Genomic DNA, 17,756 nt, shown 5'->3' on the forward strand with positions numbered 1-17,756 from the left:
TTCCACTCTACACTTTTTTCCTGAATTATGATAGTCTGGTGTAAATTCATCAGATAACCTGACGTATTTATCGGTCAGGCAAACCCAACCGACGAACTGGAGGAGAAGCATGGATGAACGTCTCGCTCTTTGTCACCTGTTTGTCTGATGCCGTCTATCCCCGCGTGGGAGAAGCGGTGGCCCGCCTGTGCGCCAGGTACGGCATCCGGCTCCGCTTTCCCGACGTGCAGACCTGCTGCGGCCAGCCCGCGTTCAACAGCGGGTACTGGGACGCGGCCCGAGATGCGGCCAAGACCATCATCGACGCGTTCGAAGACAGCGACTTCGTGATCGCCCCGTCCGGCTCCTGTGTGGGGATGATTCACCATCACTATCCCGCGCTGTTTCAAGACGACCCGGTCTATTTGCAAAAGGCGGAAGCGCTGATCGAAAAGACACATGAATTTTCGCAGTTTTTCGTCAACGTCCTGGGGGTGACCGATCTGGGGGCGTCGTTTCCGCACACGGTCACGTATCATCCGTCCTGTCACGGAAGCCGTCTGCTCGGCGTCAAGGACGAACCGCTTTCCCTGCTGTCCAAGGTGGCGGGGCTTCGGCTCGTTCCGCTGCCCTATGCCGAAGACTGCTGCGGATTCGGCGGGACGTTTTCGGTCAAGCTCCCCGACATTTCGCTTGCGATGGCGGCGGAAAAGGCGGAGCACGTGCTGGAGACGGAGGCCGAGGTCCTGGTCGGAACGGACATGGGCTGCCTGATGAACATCGGGGGACGATTGACGCACGAAGGCAAACACGTGCGGGTGATGCATCTGGCGGAACTCTTGTACGAAGGGGTGAGCGGCAGACGATGAGCGGATATCATACGGCCGATACCTTGAAGGAACGGGCGAAAATCGCGCTGCGCGACCAGTTTCTGCGAAGTGCCGTCAAGTTTACCACCGAGAAGCTGCGCACAGGCAAGCAGACGGCGGCGGACGAACTGGGCAACTGGGAAGCCTGGCGCGAACGCGGGCGGGAGATCAGGCTGCACACGATCGCCCATCTGGATTACTACCTGAGCCAATTTGTCGCAAACCTCAGGGCGGCCGGCGGGTACGTTCACTTCGCGGCGGACGCCAGGGAAGCGGTCGACATCACCATGCGCATCGCCAGGGCGAAACAGGCGAAATCGGTGGTGAAGTCCAAGTCGATGGTGTCCGAAGAACTGCACATCAACCAGGCGCTGGAGGAGAACGGGATCGAAGCGGTGGAGACCGATCTGGGGGAGTACATCATCCAGCTCGCCGGGGAAACGCCGTCCCACATCATCATTCCGGCGATCCACAAGAACAAGAGCCAGGTGGCGCAGCTCTTTTCCCAGGTGGCGGGAACCTCCCTGCCGGCGGAAACGGCGATTCTGGCCGGATTTGCCCGCGCCAAGCTGAGGGAAAAGTTCCTCGCGGCCGACATCGGCATGACCGGCTGCAACTTCGCCATTGCTGAAAGCGGTTCCATCGTGCTGTTTTCCAACGAAGGGAACGGCAGAATGGTCAGCACCGTGCCCAAGACGCAAATCACCTTCATGGGGATGGAGCGAATCATCCCCTCCTGGGAGGATCTCGAAGTGATGGCGACGCTTTTGCCCCGCTCCGCCACCGGACAGAAACTGACCGTGTACATGTCCGCCATTACCGGTCCGCGGCGCAGCGAAGACGGCGACGGGCCGGAAGAGCTGCACGTCATCATCATCGACAACGGGAGGTCCCGCCAACTGGGCGACCCGGAGTTTCAGGAAGTGCTCAACTGCATCCGCTGCGGCGCCTGCCTCAACGCCTGCCCGGTCTACCGGCACGTGGGCGGCCACGCCTACGGCTGGGTGTACAGCGGGCCGATCGGCGCCGTGCTCACGCCCGTGCTGAACGAAGACCGGGCAAAGTGGGGAGAGGTGGCGAACGCCTCCAGTCTCTGCGGCGCCTGCTATGAAGCGTGTCCGGTCAAAATTCCCCTGCACGACATGCTGGTCTACATCCGGAGAAGAAATGTGGAGAGCGGCCTGACCGCCCCCGCGGAGAGGCTGGGGATGAAGGCGTTTCGATTGGCAGCCTCCAGTCACCACGCGTTTCGGCGAACGATCAGGCTGGGGCGGATCGGACAGGCGGCGCTTCTGCGAAACGGCGTGATCCGCGCCAAGTGGGGCCCGTTCAAGGGATGGAACGCGGGGCGGGTGCTGCCGGGTTTGGCCGAGCAGTCTTTCCGCGAGCGCTGGTCCGCCCTGGAACAGGAGCTGCGTGACGAAAGGACGGAGATGAGCGAAGAGATCCGCAAACGGCTGCAGGATCAGCTCGAGCAAAGGAGGAACGCCCATGAACCGCAACCTTTCCCCAAACGGCCGTGAGGTGGAAATCGATCGGCTGCATCGCGAGTCTCTGGAAAAGGAACAGGCGTTCTTCGAGCGGATCGCAGGACGCCTGGGACGGCCGCGGCTCACCGCGCCGCCGCAGCGCACGGTGAAGGGAGCGCCCGATTTTTGGAACGGCTATGCCCTGGACAGGGAGGAAAACGTGGCGCTGTTCATGAAAAACTGGGAGAGCCTGGGCGGGATTGCCAAGCGTTTCCCGGACGCGGCTGCCCTCGGGGAATTTCTCGAGGCGTTTGCCGCCGAGACGAACGTGAAGCAGGTGATCCGATCCGATCATCCGCTGTTGGAGGAGATGCGGGTGGACGCCCGTCTGAAACAGGCCGAGGTTCACGTCTGGCAAAAGGAAACCGGCGAAAGGGGCGGGCACTCGCGCCTGTTGGAAAAAGCGGCCGGCGCCGACCTGGGGATCGCCGTCGTTGACTTTGCCATCGCCCATACCGGGACGGTGGTGATCACCTCCGGGCCGTCCCAGGGCCGCTCGATCAGCCTGCTGCCCACCGCGTTCATGGGCATCGTGAAGGCATCCGCGATCAAGACGAGAATGGGCGAGGTCCTGCGCGAGATCGCCGCATGGAACGGGAACGGGCTGCCGGCGGGCATTCACTTTATCACGGGCCCCAGCCGTTCGGCCGACATCGAGAACGACTTGACGATCGGCGTGCACGGACCGGGGATCGTCTTCGCGCTGGTTCTCGACGACGAATAGTCAAGGTGTATGTGTGGACAGCAAACGGAAGCGGGTGTCTCGGCGGACGCCCGCTTCCCGTTTTTTCGCGCGGCAGGGAGCGGACAAGCTGCGGCCCGCGTCGTCGCCCTGCTTGAACGACGGCCGCGTCGTCCAGTCCGTTTCGGGCGCGGCAGAAAAGTATTGACATCCGCCGATGCACGGGCGTATAGTGTAAGCGAATACATGAAACCGGTTACATATGATTGGAGATTCCGATCATTCATTTTTTTCCAAACATGTGTAACCGGTTACATACCGAAGGACGACGGTGAAGCATGGATGGCGACGATTCGCGATGTAGCCAGACTGGCGGGCGTCTCCGTGGCGACGGTGTCCCGGGTGCTCAACCAAAACGGCTACGTGAACAAGGAAACGGAACAAAAAGTGCGCAAAGCCATCGAGCAGCTCAGGTACGAACCGAATGCGGTGGCGCGGGGATTGGCCGGCAAACAGACGGGCACGATCGCCCTGATTCTGCCCGACATCACCAACCCGTTTTTTCCCGAGATGGCCCGCGGCGTGGAGGACGCGGCACAGGCGCAGGGGTACACGGTGATTCTGTGCAACTCCGACGACCAGGGGCAGAAGGAAAAGTCTTACATCGAGATGCTTCGCAAAAAGTACGTCGACGGCATCATTTTCGCCTCCAACACCCTGGGGCAGGAAGACGTGGAGCAGATGCGGAGCAGCAACATCCCGCTTGTCGTTCTCGACCGGGCGCCCACCCGGCAGTTGTGCAGTGTGATCCGCTCGCAAAACTACGAGGGGGCAAAACTGGCGGTCCGCCACCTGCTGGACGTGGGGTGCCGGAAAATCGCCCACATCTACGGCCCGCAGGAGCTGATCACGGCGAAGAAACGGCTGCTCGGCTACGAAGAAACGGTGATGCACTTTCCCTGGTACACGCCCAGCCTGATGGTGCCCGGCCACTTCCGCGTCGATGGAGGGTTTGCCGCCGTCAAGGAGCTGTGGAAGCGGCATCCGGACGTGGACGGCATTTTCTGCGGCAACGATCTGATGGCGGTCGGCGCGTTGAAAGCGCTGTACCAACTGGGCGCAAGAGTGCCGGAGGACGTGGCGCTGATCGGCTTTGACGGGATCGGCCTGACCGAGCTGACCCAGCCGGAGCTGTCCACGGTGGCCCAGCCCATTTACGAGATGGGATCGCTTGCTGCCAAAGTCCTGATGGAAACCATTGAGACCGGCGTGATGGAGGCAAAGCTGTACGAGCTGGAGGTCACCCTCGTCGCGCGGGAATCCACGAAAAGGAGAGCGGAAGCATGAACAAGACCCCTTCGATTGTCGTGATCGGCAGTTTGAACATCGACATCGTGGTGGAAGCGGACCGACCGCCCCAGATGGGCGAAACGGTGTCCGGCAGCCAGGTGCATTTCATCCCCGGCGGCAAAGGATCCAACCAGGCGGTGGCCGCTGCCCGGCTGGGAGCGCGGACCGCGATGATCGGGGCCGTCGGCGGCGATCCGTTTGGTGCGGAACTGCTGCAATCCCTGCAACGGGAAGGCATCGAGACAAGCGCGGTCAAAACCGTGAGCGGCACCCACACCGGCGTCGCTTCGATCCTGCTGTCCCAGGGAGACAACCAGATCATCGTCGTCGCCGGGGCAAACGGACACTGCACCCCGGCCGACATCGACCGGCACCTGGAACGGATCGGGCAGGCGGACGCGGTTCTCCTGCAGTTGGAAATTCCACTGGAGACGGTCCAGTACGCGGCGCAGACGGCCAAGCGGCTCGGCAAGGCGGTCGTGCTCAACCCGGCTCCGGCCCGGCCGCTGCCCGACGACCTGCTCCGGCATGTGGACGTGATGATTCCGAACGAGACGGAGCTGTACCTCTTGGCCGAAGCGGACGAACGCACCGAGCTGGCCGATGCGATGCGCCGCCTGCAGGACAAAGGGGTGCGGACCATCGTCACCACGCTCGGCGCCCGGGGTGCCGCGTATCTGACGGAAGACGGGGCGTTCGGCCGCGTTGCCGGCCACAAGGTGGACGTGGTCGATACGACAGGAGCGGGAGACGCGTTCAACGCCGGTTTTGCCTATGCGCTGGCAACGGGAGAGACGGTGCCCGCGGCGGTGGCGTTTGCCGTCAAGGTGGGGGCGTTGGCCGTCACCAGGCTGGGGGCGCATGCAGGCATGCCGACGCTCGCGCAGGTGCGGGAATTTGCCGCAGAGTAGGAGGACGCGATGAAAAAACAGGGGATTCTCAACAGTGAACTATCGGCGCTGATCAGCAGGCTGGGACACACGGACCGGATCGTCATCTGCGACGCCGGCCTGCCGATCCCGGAATTCGTTCCGCGCATTGATCTGGCCGTGGTGCCGGGACTGCCGTCGTTCTTTGACGTGCTGAAGGCGGTCCTGCTCGAAATGCAGGTGGAGCGGGTGATCTACGCGGAGGAATGGCAGCGGGTCAACCCGCAGGCCGTCCAGCGGCTGGAAGCGGAACTGCCCGGCGCCGAACGGGACATCGTCAGCCACGAAGCGTTCAAGCAGTTGACCAGGGAAGCCAGGGCGGTGATCCGTACGGGCGAGTGCACGCCGTACGCCAACGTGATCCTGCAGGCAGGCGTCATCTTCTAAAGCGCGAGGCGAAGGGAGGGAGAGCGCATGAGTGACTACTTGTTGGAGATGAAGGAGATCAGCAAGTCGTTCCCCGGGGTAAAGGTGCTGGACGGCGTTCAGCTCAACCTGAAACGCGGCGAAGTGCTGGCGCTGATGGGCGAAAACGGGGCGGGCAAATCCACCCTGATGAAAATTCTCGGCGGCATCTACCAGCGGGACGGCGGCACGATTGTCGTCAAGGGGCAGACGCAGGAGAACATGACCCCCGACATCGCCGCCAAACGGGGCATCGCCATCATCCACCAGGAGCTGAACCTGATCCCGCACCTGTCCGTCATGGAAAACATCTTTCTCGGCCGCGAGTTTACCTACGGCAAAAGCGGGTTCGTCAACTGGTCCCGGATGCGGACGGAAGCGAAGCGCTGGCTGGAGCAGTTGGCGATCGACCTGGACCCGGCGACGCCGGTGGGTGAACTGTCCGTCGGGCAGCAGCAGATGATCGAAATCGCCAAAGCGCTTTCGATGCAGGCGGACATCCTGGTGCTGGACGAACCGACGGCGGCGCTGACCAACCGGGAGATCGACGCCCTCTTTGACGTGATTGCCGCCCTCAAACGGAAAGGTGTGGGCATGATCTACATTTCCCACCGCATGGAGGAGATTTTCCAGATCAGCGACCGGATCACGGTGCTGCGGGACGGCAGGTACGTGGGAACGGTGAGGACAGCCGAGACCAGCCTGGATGAGCTGGTGAAAATGATGGTCGGCCGGGAAATCACGGATCGCTTCCCGAAGGTGGAAGTGAAGCCGGGCGAGGAACGGCTCCGCGTGGAGAACCTCACCGTCCGCGGCAAGCTGTCCGGCATCTCCTTTTCCGTGAGAAGCGGCGAGATTGTCGGCGTGGCCGGCTTGATGGGCGCGGGCCGCACCGAGATGGCCAAGGCGCTGTTCGGCGCGGAAAAGATGGACGGCGGCGCAATTTTCGTCGACGGCAAGCCGGTCCGCATCAGCCAGCCGATCGACGCCATCCGGGCGGGGATTGCGCTGGTGACGGAGGACCGCAAAGAAGAGGGGCTGGTACTGCCGCTCTCGGTGCGGGAAAACATCGCGCTGCCCAATCTGGCGAAGCTCTCGTCGCTGGGCGTGATGAACCGGCGGGCGGAGCAGGCGTTGAGCGACGAGACGATTCGGCGGCTGCTGATCAAGACAGCCGGCGGGGAACAGGCGGCCGGCTCGCTCTCCGGCGGCAATCAGCAAAAAGTGGTGATCGGCAAATGGCTGGCCACCCAGCCGAAGATTTTGATCCTGGACGAACCGACCCGCGGCGTCGACATCGGGGCGAAAAAAGAGATTTACGACATCATGAACCGCCTGGCCCAGGAAGGCGTGGCCATCCTGATGATTTCCTCCGAACTGCCGGAGGTGCTGGGGATGAGCGACCGGGTGCTGGTCATGCACGAGGGGCGCATCACCGGATCGTTTTCGCGGGCGGAAGCGACACAGGAATTGATCATGCATGCGGCGACGGGAGGGACGAACACCCATGCGGTTTAACCTATTGCAGCGAATGGGCCCGCTCCTCGGGCTGGCCTTGATTGTCATCGTACTGTCCGTGATCAGCGACGACTTTTTGACCGTCAGCAACATCTTCAACGTGCTGCGGCAGATCTCCATCAACGCCCTGATCGCGTTCGGGATGACCTTTGTCATCCTGACGGGCGGCATCGACCTGTCCGTTGGCTCCATTCTGGCGCTCTCCAGCGCCATTACGGCCGGCTTGATGGCCGGCGGGATGGACACGACGCTGGCGGTCCTGATCGGCCTGCTGGCCGGCATGGCGATGGGAGCCGTCAACGGCCTCATCATCGCCAAGGGAAGAGTCGCCCCGTTTATCGCCACGCTGGCGACGATGACCGTGTTTCGCGGGCTGACGCTGGTCTATACGGAAGGAAAGCCGATCACCGGCCTGCATCCCGATTTTGCCATGCTGGGGAAAGGCTTTTTCCTGGAGATTCCGATGCCGGTCATCTGGATGCTGATCTCCTTTGCCGTGCTGTACTTCATCCTGCGCCACACGACGTTCGGGCGTCACGTCTACGCGCTCGGCAGCAACGAGGAAGCGACAAGGCTGTCCGGCATCAGCACGACCCGGGTGAAGGTATGGGTCTACACGATCAGCGGCCTGTTTGCCGCCCTGAGCGGAATCATCCTGGCCTCCCGCCTCAACTCGGCGCAGCCGACGGCGGGGACCGCGTACGAACTGGATGCGATTGCCGCCGTTGTGCTGGGCGGAACCAGTCTGGCCGGCGGCCGCGGCTGGATCGTCGGCACCCTGATCGGGGCGATGATCATCGGTGTGTTGGACAACGGTCTCAATCTGCTCAATGTCTCCTCTTTCTACCAGTCGGTGGTCAAAGGGGCGGTCATTCTCGTGGCAGTATTGCTCGACCGGTCTAAATCCCATAAATAACTACCGTTTAGGAGGAAGGTACCCATGAAAACGTTTCTGAAGATGGCGTTGGCTTCTTCTCTGGTGCTGGCGGCGCTGGCCGGCTGCTCCACGTCGTCCAGTCTGGAAAACAAGGCGCCGGAACAGTCGTCCCAAGGCGGCTCCGGCGCTGCGGCAGACGGCAAGGTCACCATCGGTCTGGCCGTGTCCACGCTGAACAACCCGTTCTTTGTCACGCTCAAGGAAGGGGCGGAAAAGGCGGCAGACGAGGCAGGCGCCCAACTGATCGTCGTCGACGCGCAGGATGACACCGCCAAGCAGATCAGCGGCGTGGAAGACCTGATCCAGAAAAAAGTGGACGTCATCCTGATCAACCCGACGGACAGCGCCGCCATCACAACAGCAGTGGAAGCGGCCAACAAGGCCAACATTCCGGTGATCACCGTCGACCGCGCGGCGGAAGGCGGAAAGGTCGTGTCCCACATCGCCTCCGACAACGAAAAAGGGGGCAGAATGGCGGGCGAGTTCATTCTGGAGAAGCTGGGCGGCAAGGGCAACATCGTCGAGCTGCAGGGCATCGCCGGCACCTCCGCGGCCCGCGACCGCGGCAAAGGGTTCCACGAAGCCGTCGACAACAAGGACGGCGTAAAAGTGGTGGCCCAGCAGCCGGCTGACTTTGACCGCGCCAAAGGGTTGAGCGTCATGGAAAACATTCTGCAGGGCAACAAGGACATCCAGGCCGTCTTCGCCCACAACGACGAGATGGCGCTGGGCGCGCTGCAGGCGATCGAAGCGGCGGGCAAACAGATCCTGGTGGTCGGCTTCGACGCCACCGACGACGCCGTCAAGGCGGTAAACGAGGGCAAAATGGCGGCAACCGTGGCGCAAAAGCCGGCTGCCATCGGGGAGACGGCCGTGCAAACGGCAATTAAAGTGGCCAAAGGGGAAAACGTGGACAGCTTCATCCCGGTCGATCTGGAACTGGTGACGAAAAAGTAACACCCAAGAATGAGCCTCCTGCCTGTGCGGCGGGAGGTTTTTTGCGCATATGTGGGTTAGGTCCGGGGTTTGTCCAAAAGGTCCATCACCCAGCGGCACCACTCCATTTCCTCGCGCATGCTGCTGATGCCGCGGCTGAGCAGAATGTAATCGCCAAAGAAGGGAGTGCGGGGATCTTGCGGCAGGCCGTCGCAGGCCAGCTCCAGCTCTTTTAAAAAGGTCTCGAACATCTGCATCTGCTCCCGGCAGTGCGCTTCCCGCTCGGCAAACAGGTGCCGGGCCGACTCCGCGTCTGTCAGCCAGAGGCAGTACGACTTGAGAAACAGCTCGTCGCGGAGCACCGGCTCCGAAGTCGGTTCCGCCAGCCACTCCCGCAGAGCCGTGCGTCCCTTTTCGGTAATCGAATACACTTTTTTGTCCGGCCGGTCCGTCTGGTGCACGCGGGTAAATTCCACATACCCCTCCTGCTCCATTTTGGCCAGCAGGGGGTAGATCTGGCTGTGCTTGGCCTGCCAAAACGGTTGAAGCTGCAGCATCAAGTCATAACCGGAGCTGGGCGTGCGCGCCACCAGCCCGAGCAGTCCGTACGCAAGCGTATTCACGTCGTTGCCTCCTGACATTGTTGAGCTTGAGACTATTATAGGTAGAGATGGAAGCGGTTTCAACTCGACCCGGTCGCCCGCCGCCATAACCGAACGTAATCGCGGCCATCAACCATTCGTATTTTTCCTTTCCGGCATCCGACGGTAGAGTAGAGAAGGAGATCATACCGAGAGAGGACCGATCAACATGAGGAAGTACGTACACGGGCTGCTGCTCACGCTGGGGCTTGCCCTGACGGCGCAGGTGCTGGCCCGCGTGCCCGTTCTCTCCATCGTCGGCCCGCTGGTGATCGCCATCCTGTTGGGCATGGCGTGGCGCGCGGCGCGGGGAGTAACAGCGGGCGCCGTCCCAGGCATCGATTTTTCCGGCAGGATCCTGCTGCGGACGGGGATTGTGCTCTTGGGGATGCGCCTCCACCTGGGGGACATCGTCCAGGCGGGCGCCGGCAGTGTGGCCATTGCGCTGGCCGACATCGTCTTCGGACTGCTGGTCGTCTACGGCTTGTGCCGCTGGCTGGGAGTGGAGGCGCGGATCGGCATGCTGACCGCCTGCGGCACGGCCATCTGCGGGGCGGCCGCTGTCGGGGCGATCGGTTCGCAGATTAACGCCAGGGAGGAAGAAGTGGCCGTCAGTACGGGGATTGTCGCCCTGTTGGGAACGGGCTTTACGGTCGTCTACACGCTGGTCTACCCGTTTTTGGGCTTGAGCAGCGAATTGTACGGGCTGTTTTCCGGGGCGACGCTGCATGAAATCGCGCACGTGCTGGCGGCGGCAGCCCCGGCGGGCAGCGCTGCGCTCGATGTGGCCGTTGTCGCCAAGCTGACGCGGGTGGCGCTGCTCGTTCCCGTCGCGCTGTTGATCGGCTGGTGGGCCGCCCGGCAGGAGCGGGGGGAGCAGGGCGAAGAGTGGAAAAAGGTGACGCTGCCCTGGTTTCTCTTTGGGTTCCTGGCGGCAAGCGGCGTCCATTCGCTGGGCATTGTGCCCGCCGACTGGGCGGATCGGCTCGTGCGGCTGGCGTACCTGTTGATGGCAATGGCAATGGCCGGACTGGGACTGAATGCGGATCCGGGTGCCTTCCGCCGTCACGGGACCAGGGCCCTGACCGCCGGACTGGCCGGCTCCGCGCTGCTCTCCCTGTTCGGTTACGGGCTGGTCCGGCTGTTGGCATACATTCATTAAGAATCGGGCTACAGCGTTTTTACCCTGTCGAGAAACACCTGCAGCGCCCTGCTGGCCGGTTCGCCGGCTGGCTTCAGCACGCAGAAGTCACGGGAAAAACGCTGTTTGGCCATGGGAATCACGGCCAGTTCGCCGCTGGCCAGCTCCTTGCCGACGATCAGCCGGGAGAGCAGGGCGATCCCCAGTCCGGCCGCCACCGCCTCCTTTACACCCTGGCTGCTGCTGAACACGTACGAATGGGCGACCCGCAGCTCCCACTGCCGGATCAGCCTGTCGCTGTAGGCGCGCGTCCCGGAACCGCTCTCCCGGAAGATCCACACCTGGTCGTGCAGGTGGTCGACGGACACGCTTTTCAGCCGGGTCAGCGGGTGATCGACGGCGGCGACCAGTACCAGTTCGTCCTTGTAAAACGGCTCCACGTGCAGATCGGATGGCGGCACGTCCCCTTCCACCAGCCCCACGTCCAGTTCGTTGGCGCGGACGGCCTGGTTGATCTGCTCCGTGTTGGCGATGGTCACTTCCGCCGCCACCGACGGATAGCGGGCGGCGTATTCCGCCAGCAGTTTGGGCAGCAGGTACTCGCCGATGGTAAAGCTTGCGCCGATCTTCAACCGGCCGCTGACGGTCCCCTGAAGCTGCTGGATCTCCTGCTGCGCCTCCTGGTAGAGCGAGAGAATCTGCTTGGCCTTGCGGTAAAACAGCTCACCCGCCTGGGTGGGCTTTACCTGTTTGGGGGTGCGGTGAAACAGCTTCGCGCCCAGCTCCGCTTCGATGTGCTGCACGTGCACGCTGACGCCGGGCTGGGAGAGGTGAAGCAGCGCGGCTGCACGGGAAAAGCTTTTTTGTTCGTAGACGGTGACGAACAGCTTGAACGCTTCCAACATGTATAAAAGCCCCCCTGATCATCGGTCTGGATTCTCCTTGTAGCATACAGGCAGCGCCGCACGGTTGTCCAAGCCTGTTTGGTCGACAGCGGCGGAAAAAGCGGCCGGACGCGCATCGCACAGCTCCCCGCCCGGCCCCGGCCGCCATCGCGCCGAAACCCGCATAACCCGCTCGGAAAAATTTGATCGACAGGAGTCTCCACCTGTTTACAAAACGTGTCATCCACGATATATTTACCTAGATTGGTTATGAGTATTTTGACATATGGTGAGAAGATGACCAGATGAAAACGATCATTGCCCTGGAGTCAATTGAAAAGCACTTTTCCGGTTCCGTGGTGATTCCTCCCCTGTCCCTTTCCATCGCTGAAGGGGAATTTCTGACGCTGCTGGGGCCGAGCGGCTGCGGCAAAACGACACTGCTGCGCATGATCGCCGGTTTTGAGGAGCCGACGGCCGGGGAGATCTTTCTGGACGGGAAGCCGTTGACCAACGTTCCCCCCTACAGGCGCGACATGAACATGGTGTTCCAGCAGTACGCCCTGTTTCCGCACATGACGGTGGAAGAGAACATCCTGTTCGGCTTGAAAATGAAGAAAGTGCCTGCGGCGGAACAGCAGCGGCGGCTGGAAGAAGTCCTGCAGTACACGCATCTCGCCGAGCTGCGCAAGCGGACGCCGAAGCAGTTGTCCGGCGGGCAGCAGCAGCGGGTGGCCATCGCCCGGGCGATCGTCAACAACCCGAAGGTGCTGCTTTTGGACGAGCCGTTGGGGGCGCTGGACTATCAACTGCGCAAAAGCCTGCAGTTGGAATTGAAAAATTTGCAGAAAAATTTAGGCATTACCTTTGTCTACGTGACGCACGACCAGGAAGAGGCGATGGCCATGTCCGACCGGATCGCGGTCATGAACAAGGGGCGGATCGAGCAGATCGCCACGCCGGCCGAGATTTACAACCATCCGCGCACCCTGTTTGTCGCCACGTTTATCGGCGAAAACAACATCTTCCGCAGCGGCGACGCCAGCATTGCCGTCCGGCCGGAGAAAATCAGGCTGTATCCGCTTGAAGTGGAGCCGGACAAGCACCGCATGACCGGCCGGATCATTGACATGGTGTTTCTCGGCAACCTGCGCAAGCTGTACATTCGGCTGTACGATGAGGACATGACCGTGCTGGCCCACGAATACGCCGGCGACAGCCGCGGCTGGCGAGCGGGCGATCAAGTGGCGATCGGATGGGCGCCCGAGGACGAGGTGACGCTCTGGTGCTGACCACCAAACGGCTCAAGCTCTTGGCGCTGCCGGCCCTCATGTGGCTGGGGGCGCTCTTCGTCCTGCCGCTGCTGATGATCGCCGCTCTTTCCTTTTTGAAGCGCGGCACTTACGGCCAGATCGTGTATCAGGGGACGCTGGACAACTACGCCCGCATCATCGATCCGCTGTACGGAGACATCTTCCTGGACACGCTGGCCGTTTCCGTGCTGACGACGTTCATCTCGCTCGTCTGCGGCTACCCGCTGGCGTACCACATCTCGCGCATGCGGCGGTCGGCCCAGCAGGTCTGGCTGCTCTTGGTCATGATTCCGTTTTGGATCAATTTTCTCGTTCGCTCGTACGCCTGGGTGATCATCCTGCGCTCGCAGGGCGTGGTCAACACCGTGCTGCAGTCGCTCGGCCTGATCGACGAACCGCTGCCGCTCTTGTACAACTCCGGCTCGGTGCTGCTGGGGATGGTCTACACCCTGCTGCCGTTCATGGTGCTGCCGATCTACGTCTCGCTGGAGCAGATGGACCGGCGCAAGCTGGAGGCGGCGTACGACCTGGGCGCGACGCCGTGGAAAGCCTTTTGGCACGTCACCCTGCCGATGACCAAGTCGGGCGTGGTCACCGGTTCCATTCTGGTCTTCGTGTCGTCCATCGGAATGTTCGTCGTGCCTGACGTGATGGGCGGAGCGAAATCGGCCCTGATCGGCAACGTCATCCAGAACCAGTTCCTCTCCGCCCGCGACTGGCCGTTTGGCTCGGCGCTCTCGATCGTCCTGATGCTTTTGTCGATGCTTTTGATCTTCCTCTACTACCGGGCCGCCAATGCGGCCGGGGCGAAGGAGGGAGCGGCATGAACACCTGGCGGCGCCGAGCGCTTTCCGGTTATTCCTGGGCGATGCTGGTCTTTTTGTACCTGCCGATCGCCATCCTGATGCTGTATTCGTTCAACCAGTCGCGCATCAACGCCGTCTGGAGCGGGTTCACGTGGAAATGGTACGTCTCTTTGTTTGAAAACCGGCAGGTGATGGAGGCCCTGGGCAACAGCGTGACCATCGCGCTGATCAGCAGCGTGCTGGCAACGCTCCTGGGCACGGCGGCGGCGCTGGCGATGAAGCATTTCTCGCTCCGCTGGCGCAGCATCGTCCATGCCCTGATCTACCTGCCGATCGTCATCCCGGAAATCATGATGGGGCTGTCGCTGCTGGTGCTGTTCAGCCAACTGCACATCGAGCTGGGCAAAGCGACGCTGGTGATGGCGCATGTCACCTTCAGCATGCCGTTTGTGATGGTGATCATCGCGGCGCGGCTGGCCGACATGGGCAGCGAACTGGAAGAGGCGGCGCAGGATCTGGGCGCCACGCCCTGGGAGACGCTGCGCCATGTGACCCTGCCGCTGATCTCGCCCAGCATTCTCGCCGGGTTTCTCATGTCCTTTACGCTTTCGCTGGACGACTTCATCATTTCGTTCTTTGTCGCGGGCCCCAACTCGACGACGCTGCCGCTGTACATCTACGGCCTGGTCAAACGGGGCGTGTCGCCGGAGGTAAACGCGCTCTCCACGCTGCTGATCGCCTGCACGGTGCTGCTGGTGGTCGTCGCCGAGCTGCTTCGGCGCAAGGACTCCAAATCCATTACGTTGTAACCAGGACCCAAACATCCGTTTACGGGAGGTTGAAATCGTCACATGAAAGTGCTGAAGTCCCTGTTGATCGGCGCGATGTCCGCCGCCCTCGCCTTTTCCGCCGTCGGCTGCTCCTCTTCGCAGCAGGAGGAGCAGGTGCTGAACATCTACAGTTGGGCCGACAATTTTAACCCGGATGTGATCAAAGAGTTTGAGCAGAAGTACAACGTCAAGGTAAACTACGACGTGTACGGCAGCAACGAGGAGATGCTGGCCAAGATCCAGGCGGGCGCTTCCGGCTACGACCTGATCCAGCCGTCCGACTACATGGTGGGAACGATGATCCAGCTCGGCCTGCTGGAAGAGCTGAACAAGGAGAACATTCCCAACCTGAAGAACATCGTCTCCACGTTCCAGACGCCGCCGTTTGACCCGGGCAGCAAGTATTCCATCGTGTACACCTGGGGCATCACGGGGATCGCCTACAACAAGAAGTACGTGAAAGAGCCGATCACGAGCTGGCAGGACCTGTGGAACCCCGCGTACAAGGGGCGCGTCATCCTGCTGAACGACCCGCGTGAAGTCCTGGGCATGGCGCTGATCAAAAACGGCTTCTCCAACAGCACCAAGGACAAGGGCGAACTGGAAAAGGCGTTTAATGATCTGAAGGGCCTTTTGCCCAGCGTGATCGCGTTTGACACGGACAACATCAAGCAGAAAATGATCGCCGAAGAAGCGTGGATCGGCACCGTCTGGTCCGGCGACGCGTCGTTTATCAACGCCCAAAACAAGGACGTCGCATACGTCATCCCGAAAGAGGGCGCCACGATCTGGGCGGACACGCTGGCCATTCCCAAAGGAGCCAAGCACAAGGAACTGGCGGAGAAGTTCATCAACTACCTGATGGACCCGAAAGTCAGCGTGAAAAACTACGAGTTCATCGGCTACAGCAACCCGAACGAAAAGGCGTACCCGCTGCACAGCGAAGCGTACCGCTCCAACAAGATGATCTTCCTGGACAAAGCGGAGATCGACCGGGCCGAATGGCTCGTCGACGTGGGCGACACGCTGCAGGAGTACGACCGATACTGGACCGAACTGAAGAGCGGCCGTGAATAAGCGCAGTCCCGTTCCACCGCACGCATGGCGGCGGCAGGACGCGTGCATCCGGCCCGGCAGCGGGGACATCTCCCGTGTGCCGGGCCGGTGTTTTTTTTTCGGCGCACATCGCGATCCGCTCGTGACGTCCGGAATCTCCGGGGAGGTGCGCGTGTTGTTTGAATTGTCTGGACACATCCGGGTGATGTGTGCAATAGTGGTGGCGGGGTGATAAAAAATGGAAATCGATCTCGTAACGCAATCCGGATGGATCGAAGCGAACGGCACCCGCTTCTACTACGAAGCACAGGGAACGGGAGAGCCGCTGCTGCTGATTCACGGACTCAATCTGGACACGCGCATGTGGGAGAGACAGGCGGCGGTGTTCGCCCAAACCTATCGCGTCATCCGCTTTGATCTGCGCGGCATGGGCCGGACGCCCATCGGGGAGGGCCCCTATACGCTGTACGGGGATGCCCGCGCCGTGCTGGAGGGATTGGGCGTGAAACGGGCCCATGTCGTCGGCCTGTCATTCGGCGGGACGGTGGCCCAGGAGTTTGCCCTGGCCTGGCCGGAGATGGTGAAGCGGCTCGTACTCGTCTCTTCCGGTCTGCTCGGCCATCCGCGATCGGAACGGCGGCAGCGGGATGCCGGCCGCTTGGCGGAGCAGTTCGAATCAGGCACCCGGGAAGAGGCGGTGGAGTTGACGGCGCGGATGTGGTTTGACGGGCCGGATCAGCCGGTCAACACGGAGGCGGGGGAAGCGAGGGAGAGCTTCCGGCTGATGACCGCGCATGCCTACTCGCTGCCGCCGGTGACGCAAATGCCCGCGTGGCTGTCACCGCTGCCGAAAGACCGGCTGGAAGAGATCCAGGCACCGACGCTGGTGATTGCCGGCGGCAGAGACTACGAGGACTTTTTGCAGATCGCCGACGAGCTGGCGGCACGCATACCCGGCGCGGAAAAAGCGGTGCTGGAGGCGTCGGCCCACATTCCGCCGATGGATCAGCCGGAGGCGTTCAACCGGCTGGTGCTCGACTTCCTGGGGCGGAAGTAAAGGGAAACCGCAGCGAAGACACGGGGGGAAGGCAAACCGCCCAACATGGAGTGCACCAATCATTGCAAAGCGAGAAAGGAACGAAAAGCAATGATGCGAGCAGGAAAATGGCTGATCATCGCCGTGATCGCGGGGATGGCGGTGGGCTGTGTACAAACGTCCGGCCAGCAGGCGGAACAGCAGCCATCCGATGCAGCGGCCGAGCGTTCATCCGCCATCCCCGAATGGCCGTTCGATTCATTTAAACAGAAGTTTAGTCAACCGGATCTTATCGACAAAGAGGATGTTACGCTCGTTACGCTGCGCATGAATCGAACGAGAAAGTCCCCCGAAATCGCCGCCTTTCTGACTACGAGCCATTTGGAAGGCTGGTTTGTGCTGTACGCCGAAGAAAACGGTGTGTACAAGGAAGTGTATGCCAAACAAGAGCCTGTGTATGGGGTACAGGTTCACGGTGCCGGTGATCAAATGATTTCGTTTCTATCCGGCGTTGGCGGTTCGGGTGTGCAGAAGAACAATTTCCATCTGCTCTCATACACGCAGCAGGGGTACAAGGAAGTGTGGAGCGGCTTGGCATATGATCTGTTGGCGAACGGCCCTCCTCCGTTTCATCAGACGATCGGCACAATTTATACCGAGGATAATACGAGAAAGCTTTATTATCAGCAGACTACCTACATCTTTAACGAGGACATCTCTCGAATAAGTTCGACCAAACAGCTCACCCACGTCTATCACTATGACGAAGAGAAGTCGGTCTACACCTCTCTTCCCGAAACCGGACGGGAATAGGGGAAAGGGATGCAGATCAGGCGTACTGCTTCGCCCGCCGCACGTTTCGGTTGTTTCAGACAGCCAACATTCCGGCCGCCGTTCCGCTGACGCGGCGGGCTG

18 protein-coding genes are annotated in these 17,756 nt (G+C 61.5%); 16 read left to right on the forward strand and 2 right to left on the reverse strand.

The features are described 5' to 3' along the window. Positions 1 to 113: 113 nt before the first annotated feature. The 9 genes from FOI68_RS05215 (at position 114) to rbsB (ending at position 9,155) form a co-directional block, all read left to right on the forward strand. Positions 114 to 848 carry a (Fe-S)-binding protein gene (locus FOI68_RS05215; RefSeq protein WP_035299681.1) on the forward strand — a complete coding sequence of 245 codons (735 nt, stop codon included), beginning with the start codon at positions 114 to 116 and terminating at the stop codon, positions 846 to 848. Further along, the gene (locus FOI68_RS05220) at positions 845 to 2,371 is read left to right on the forward strand and encodes a LutB/LldF family L-lactate oxidation iron-sulfur protein (RefSeq protein WP_143862534.1); all 1,527 of its coding nucleotides are present in this window, start codon (positions 845 to 847) and stop codon (positions 2,369 to 2,371) included. Before FOI68_RS05215 ends, FOI68_RS05220 begins: the two co-directional genes overlap by 4 nt. After that, positions 2,340 to 3,101, forward strand: coding sequence for a LutC/YkgG family protein (locus FOI68_RS05225; protein WP_143862535.1), 762 nt, complete (start codon positions 2,340 to 2,342; stop codon positions 3,099 to 3,101). Before FOI68_RS05220 ends, FOI68_RS05225 begins: the two co-directional genes overlap by 32 nt. A gap of 300 nt (positions 3,102 to 3,401) precedes the next feature. After that, positions 3,402 to 4,406, forward strand: a complete 1,005-nt coding sequence (locus tag FOI68_RS05230) for a LacI family DNA-binding transcriptional regulator (RefSeq protein WP_143862536.1) — start codon at positions 3,402 to 3,404, stop codon at positions 4,404 to 4,406. Beyond that, positions 4,403 to 5,320 (forward strand): ribokinase, encoded by a 918-nt coding sequence (rbsK, locus tag FOI68_RS05235; protein ID WP_143862537.1) that lies wholly within the window; start codon positions 4,403 to 4,405, stop codon positions 5,318 to 5,320. The genes FOI68_RS05230 and rbsK overlap by 4 nt, the downstream gene beginning before the upstream one ends. Before the next feature lie 9 nt (positions 5,321 to 5,329). Further along, positions 5,330 to 5,725: a D-ribose pyranase gene (gene rbsD / locus FOI68_RS05240; RefSeq protein ID WP_044897317.1), complete on the forward strand. Its 396-nt coding sequence runs from the start codon at positions 5,330 to 5,332 to the stop codon at positions 5,723 to 5,725. A gap of 27 nt (positions 5,726 to 5,752) precedes the next feature. Beyond that, on the forward strand, positions 5,753 to 7,261 hold the full coding sequence (locus tag FOI68_RS05245; protein ID WP_143862538.1) for a sugar ABC transporter ATP-binding protein: 1,509 nt from the start codon (positions 5,753 to 5,755) through the stop codon (positions 7,259 to 7,261). Continuing rightward, positions 7,251 to 8,177 (forward strand): ABC transporter permease, encoded by a 927-nt coding sequence (locus FOI68_RS05250; RefSeq protein WP_029098525.1) that lies wholly within the window; start codon positions 7,251 to 7,253, stop codon positions 8,175 to 8,177. The genes FOI68_RS05245 and FOI68_RS05250 overlap by 11 nt, the downstream gene beginning before the upstream one ends. A gap of 24 nt (positions 8,178 to 8,201) precedes the next feature. Further along, positions 8,202 to 9,155 (forward strand): ribose ABC transporter substrate-binding protein RbsB, encoded by a 954-nt coding sequence (rbsB, locus tag FOI68_RS05255; protein WP_143862539.1) that lies wholly within the window; start codon positions 8,202 to 8,204, stop codon positions 9,153 to 9,155. Positions 9,156 to 9,211: 56 nt separating this feature from the next. On the opposite strand, the gene FOI68_RS05260 is transcribed toward rbsB, so the two are convergent. Next, the gene (locus FOI68_RS05260) at positions 9,212 to 9,757 is read right to left on the reverse strand and encodes a PadR family transcriptional regulator (protein ID WP_044897314.1); all 546 of its coding nucleotides are present in this window, start codon (positions 9,755 to 9,757) and stop codon (positions 9,212 to 9,214) included. Between the two features lie 187 nt (positions 9,758 to 9,944). Here FOI68_RS05260 and FOI68_RS05265 point away from each other — a divergent pair, with 187 nt between their 5' ends. Next, positions 9,945 to 10,937: a YeiH family protein gene (locus FOI68_RS05265; RefSeq protein WP_143862540.1), complete on the forward strand. Its 993-nt coding sequence runs from the start codon at positions 9,945 to 9,947 to the stop codon at positions 10,935 to 10,937. Positions 10,938 to 10,945: 8 nt separating this feature from the next. Here FOI68_RS05265 and FOI68_RS05270 read toward each other — a convergent pair whose 3' ends face one another. Continuing rightward, a complete protein-coding gene (locus tag FOI68_RS05270) occupies positions 10,946 to 11,821 on the reverse strand; it encodes a LysR family transcriptional regulator (RefSeq protein WP_143862541.1) in 876 nt (291 codons plus the stop codon). Positions 11,822 to 12,105: 284 nt separating this feature from the next. Here FOI68_RS05270 and FOI68_RS05275 point away from each other — a divergent pair, with 284 nt between their 5' ends. The 6 genes from FOI68_RS05275 (at position 12,106) to FOI68_RS05300 (ending at position 17,654) form a co-directional block, all read left to right on the forward strand. Beyond that, positions 12,106 to 13,092 carry an ABC transporter ATP-binding protein gene (locus FOI68_RS05275; protein ID WP_143862542.1) on the forward strand — a complete coding sequence of 329 codons (987 nt, stop codon included), beginning with the start codon at positions 12,106 to 12,108 and terminating at the stop codon, positions 13,090 to 13,092. A 38-nt stretch (positions 13,093 to 13,130) separates the two neighbouring features. Beyond that, positions 13,131 to 13,940 (forward strand): ABC transporter permease, encoded by an 810-nt coding sequence (locus FOI68_RS05280; protein ID WP_370512104.1) that lies wholly within the window; start codon positions 13,131 to 13,133, stop codon positions 13,938 to 13,940. Further along, positions 13,937 to 14,728 (forward strand): ABC transporter permease, encoded by a 792-nt coding sequence (locus tag FOI68_RS05285; RefSeq protein ID WP_065067107.1) that lies wholly within the window; start codon positions 13,937 to 13,939, stop codon positions 14,726 to 14,728. The genes FOI68_RS05280 and FOI68_RS05285 overlap by 4 nt, the downstream gene beginning before the upstream one ends. Positions 14,729 to 14,770: 42 nt before the next feature. Then, positions 14,771 to 15,826, forward strand: coding sequence for an ABC transporter substrate-binding protein (locus tag FOI68_RS05290; RefSeq protein WP_143862544.1), 1,056 nt, complete (start codon positions 14,771 to 14,773; stop codon positions 15,824 to 15,826). A 217-nt stretch (positions 15,827 to 16,043) separates the two neighbouring features. Then, the gene (locus FOI68_RS05295; protein WP_143862545.1) at positions 16,044 to 16,862 is read left to right on the forward strand and encodes an alpha/beta fold hydrolase; all 819 of its coding nucleotides are present in this window, start codon (positions 16,044 to 16,046) and stop codon (positions 16,860 to 16,862) included. Between the two features lie 90 nt (positions 16,863 to 16,952). Next, positions 16,953 to 17,654 (forward strand): hypothetical protein, encoded by a 702-nt coding sequence (locus FOI68_RS05300; RefSeq protein ID WP_143862546.1) that lies wholly within the window; start codon positions 16,953 to 16,955, stop codon positions 17,652 to 17,654. Positions 17,655 to 17,756: the final 102 nt, after the last annotated feature.

It is taken from the genome of Brevibacillus sp. LEMMJ03, from assembly GCF_007197875.1.
Lineage (GTDB): Bacteria > Bacillota > Bacilli > Brevibacillales > Brevibacillaceae > Brevibacillus > Brevibacillus thermoruber.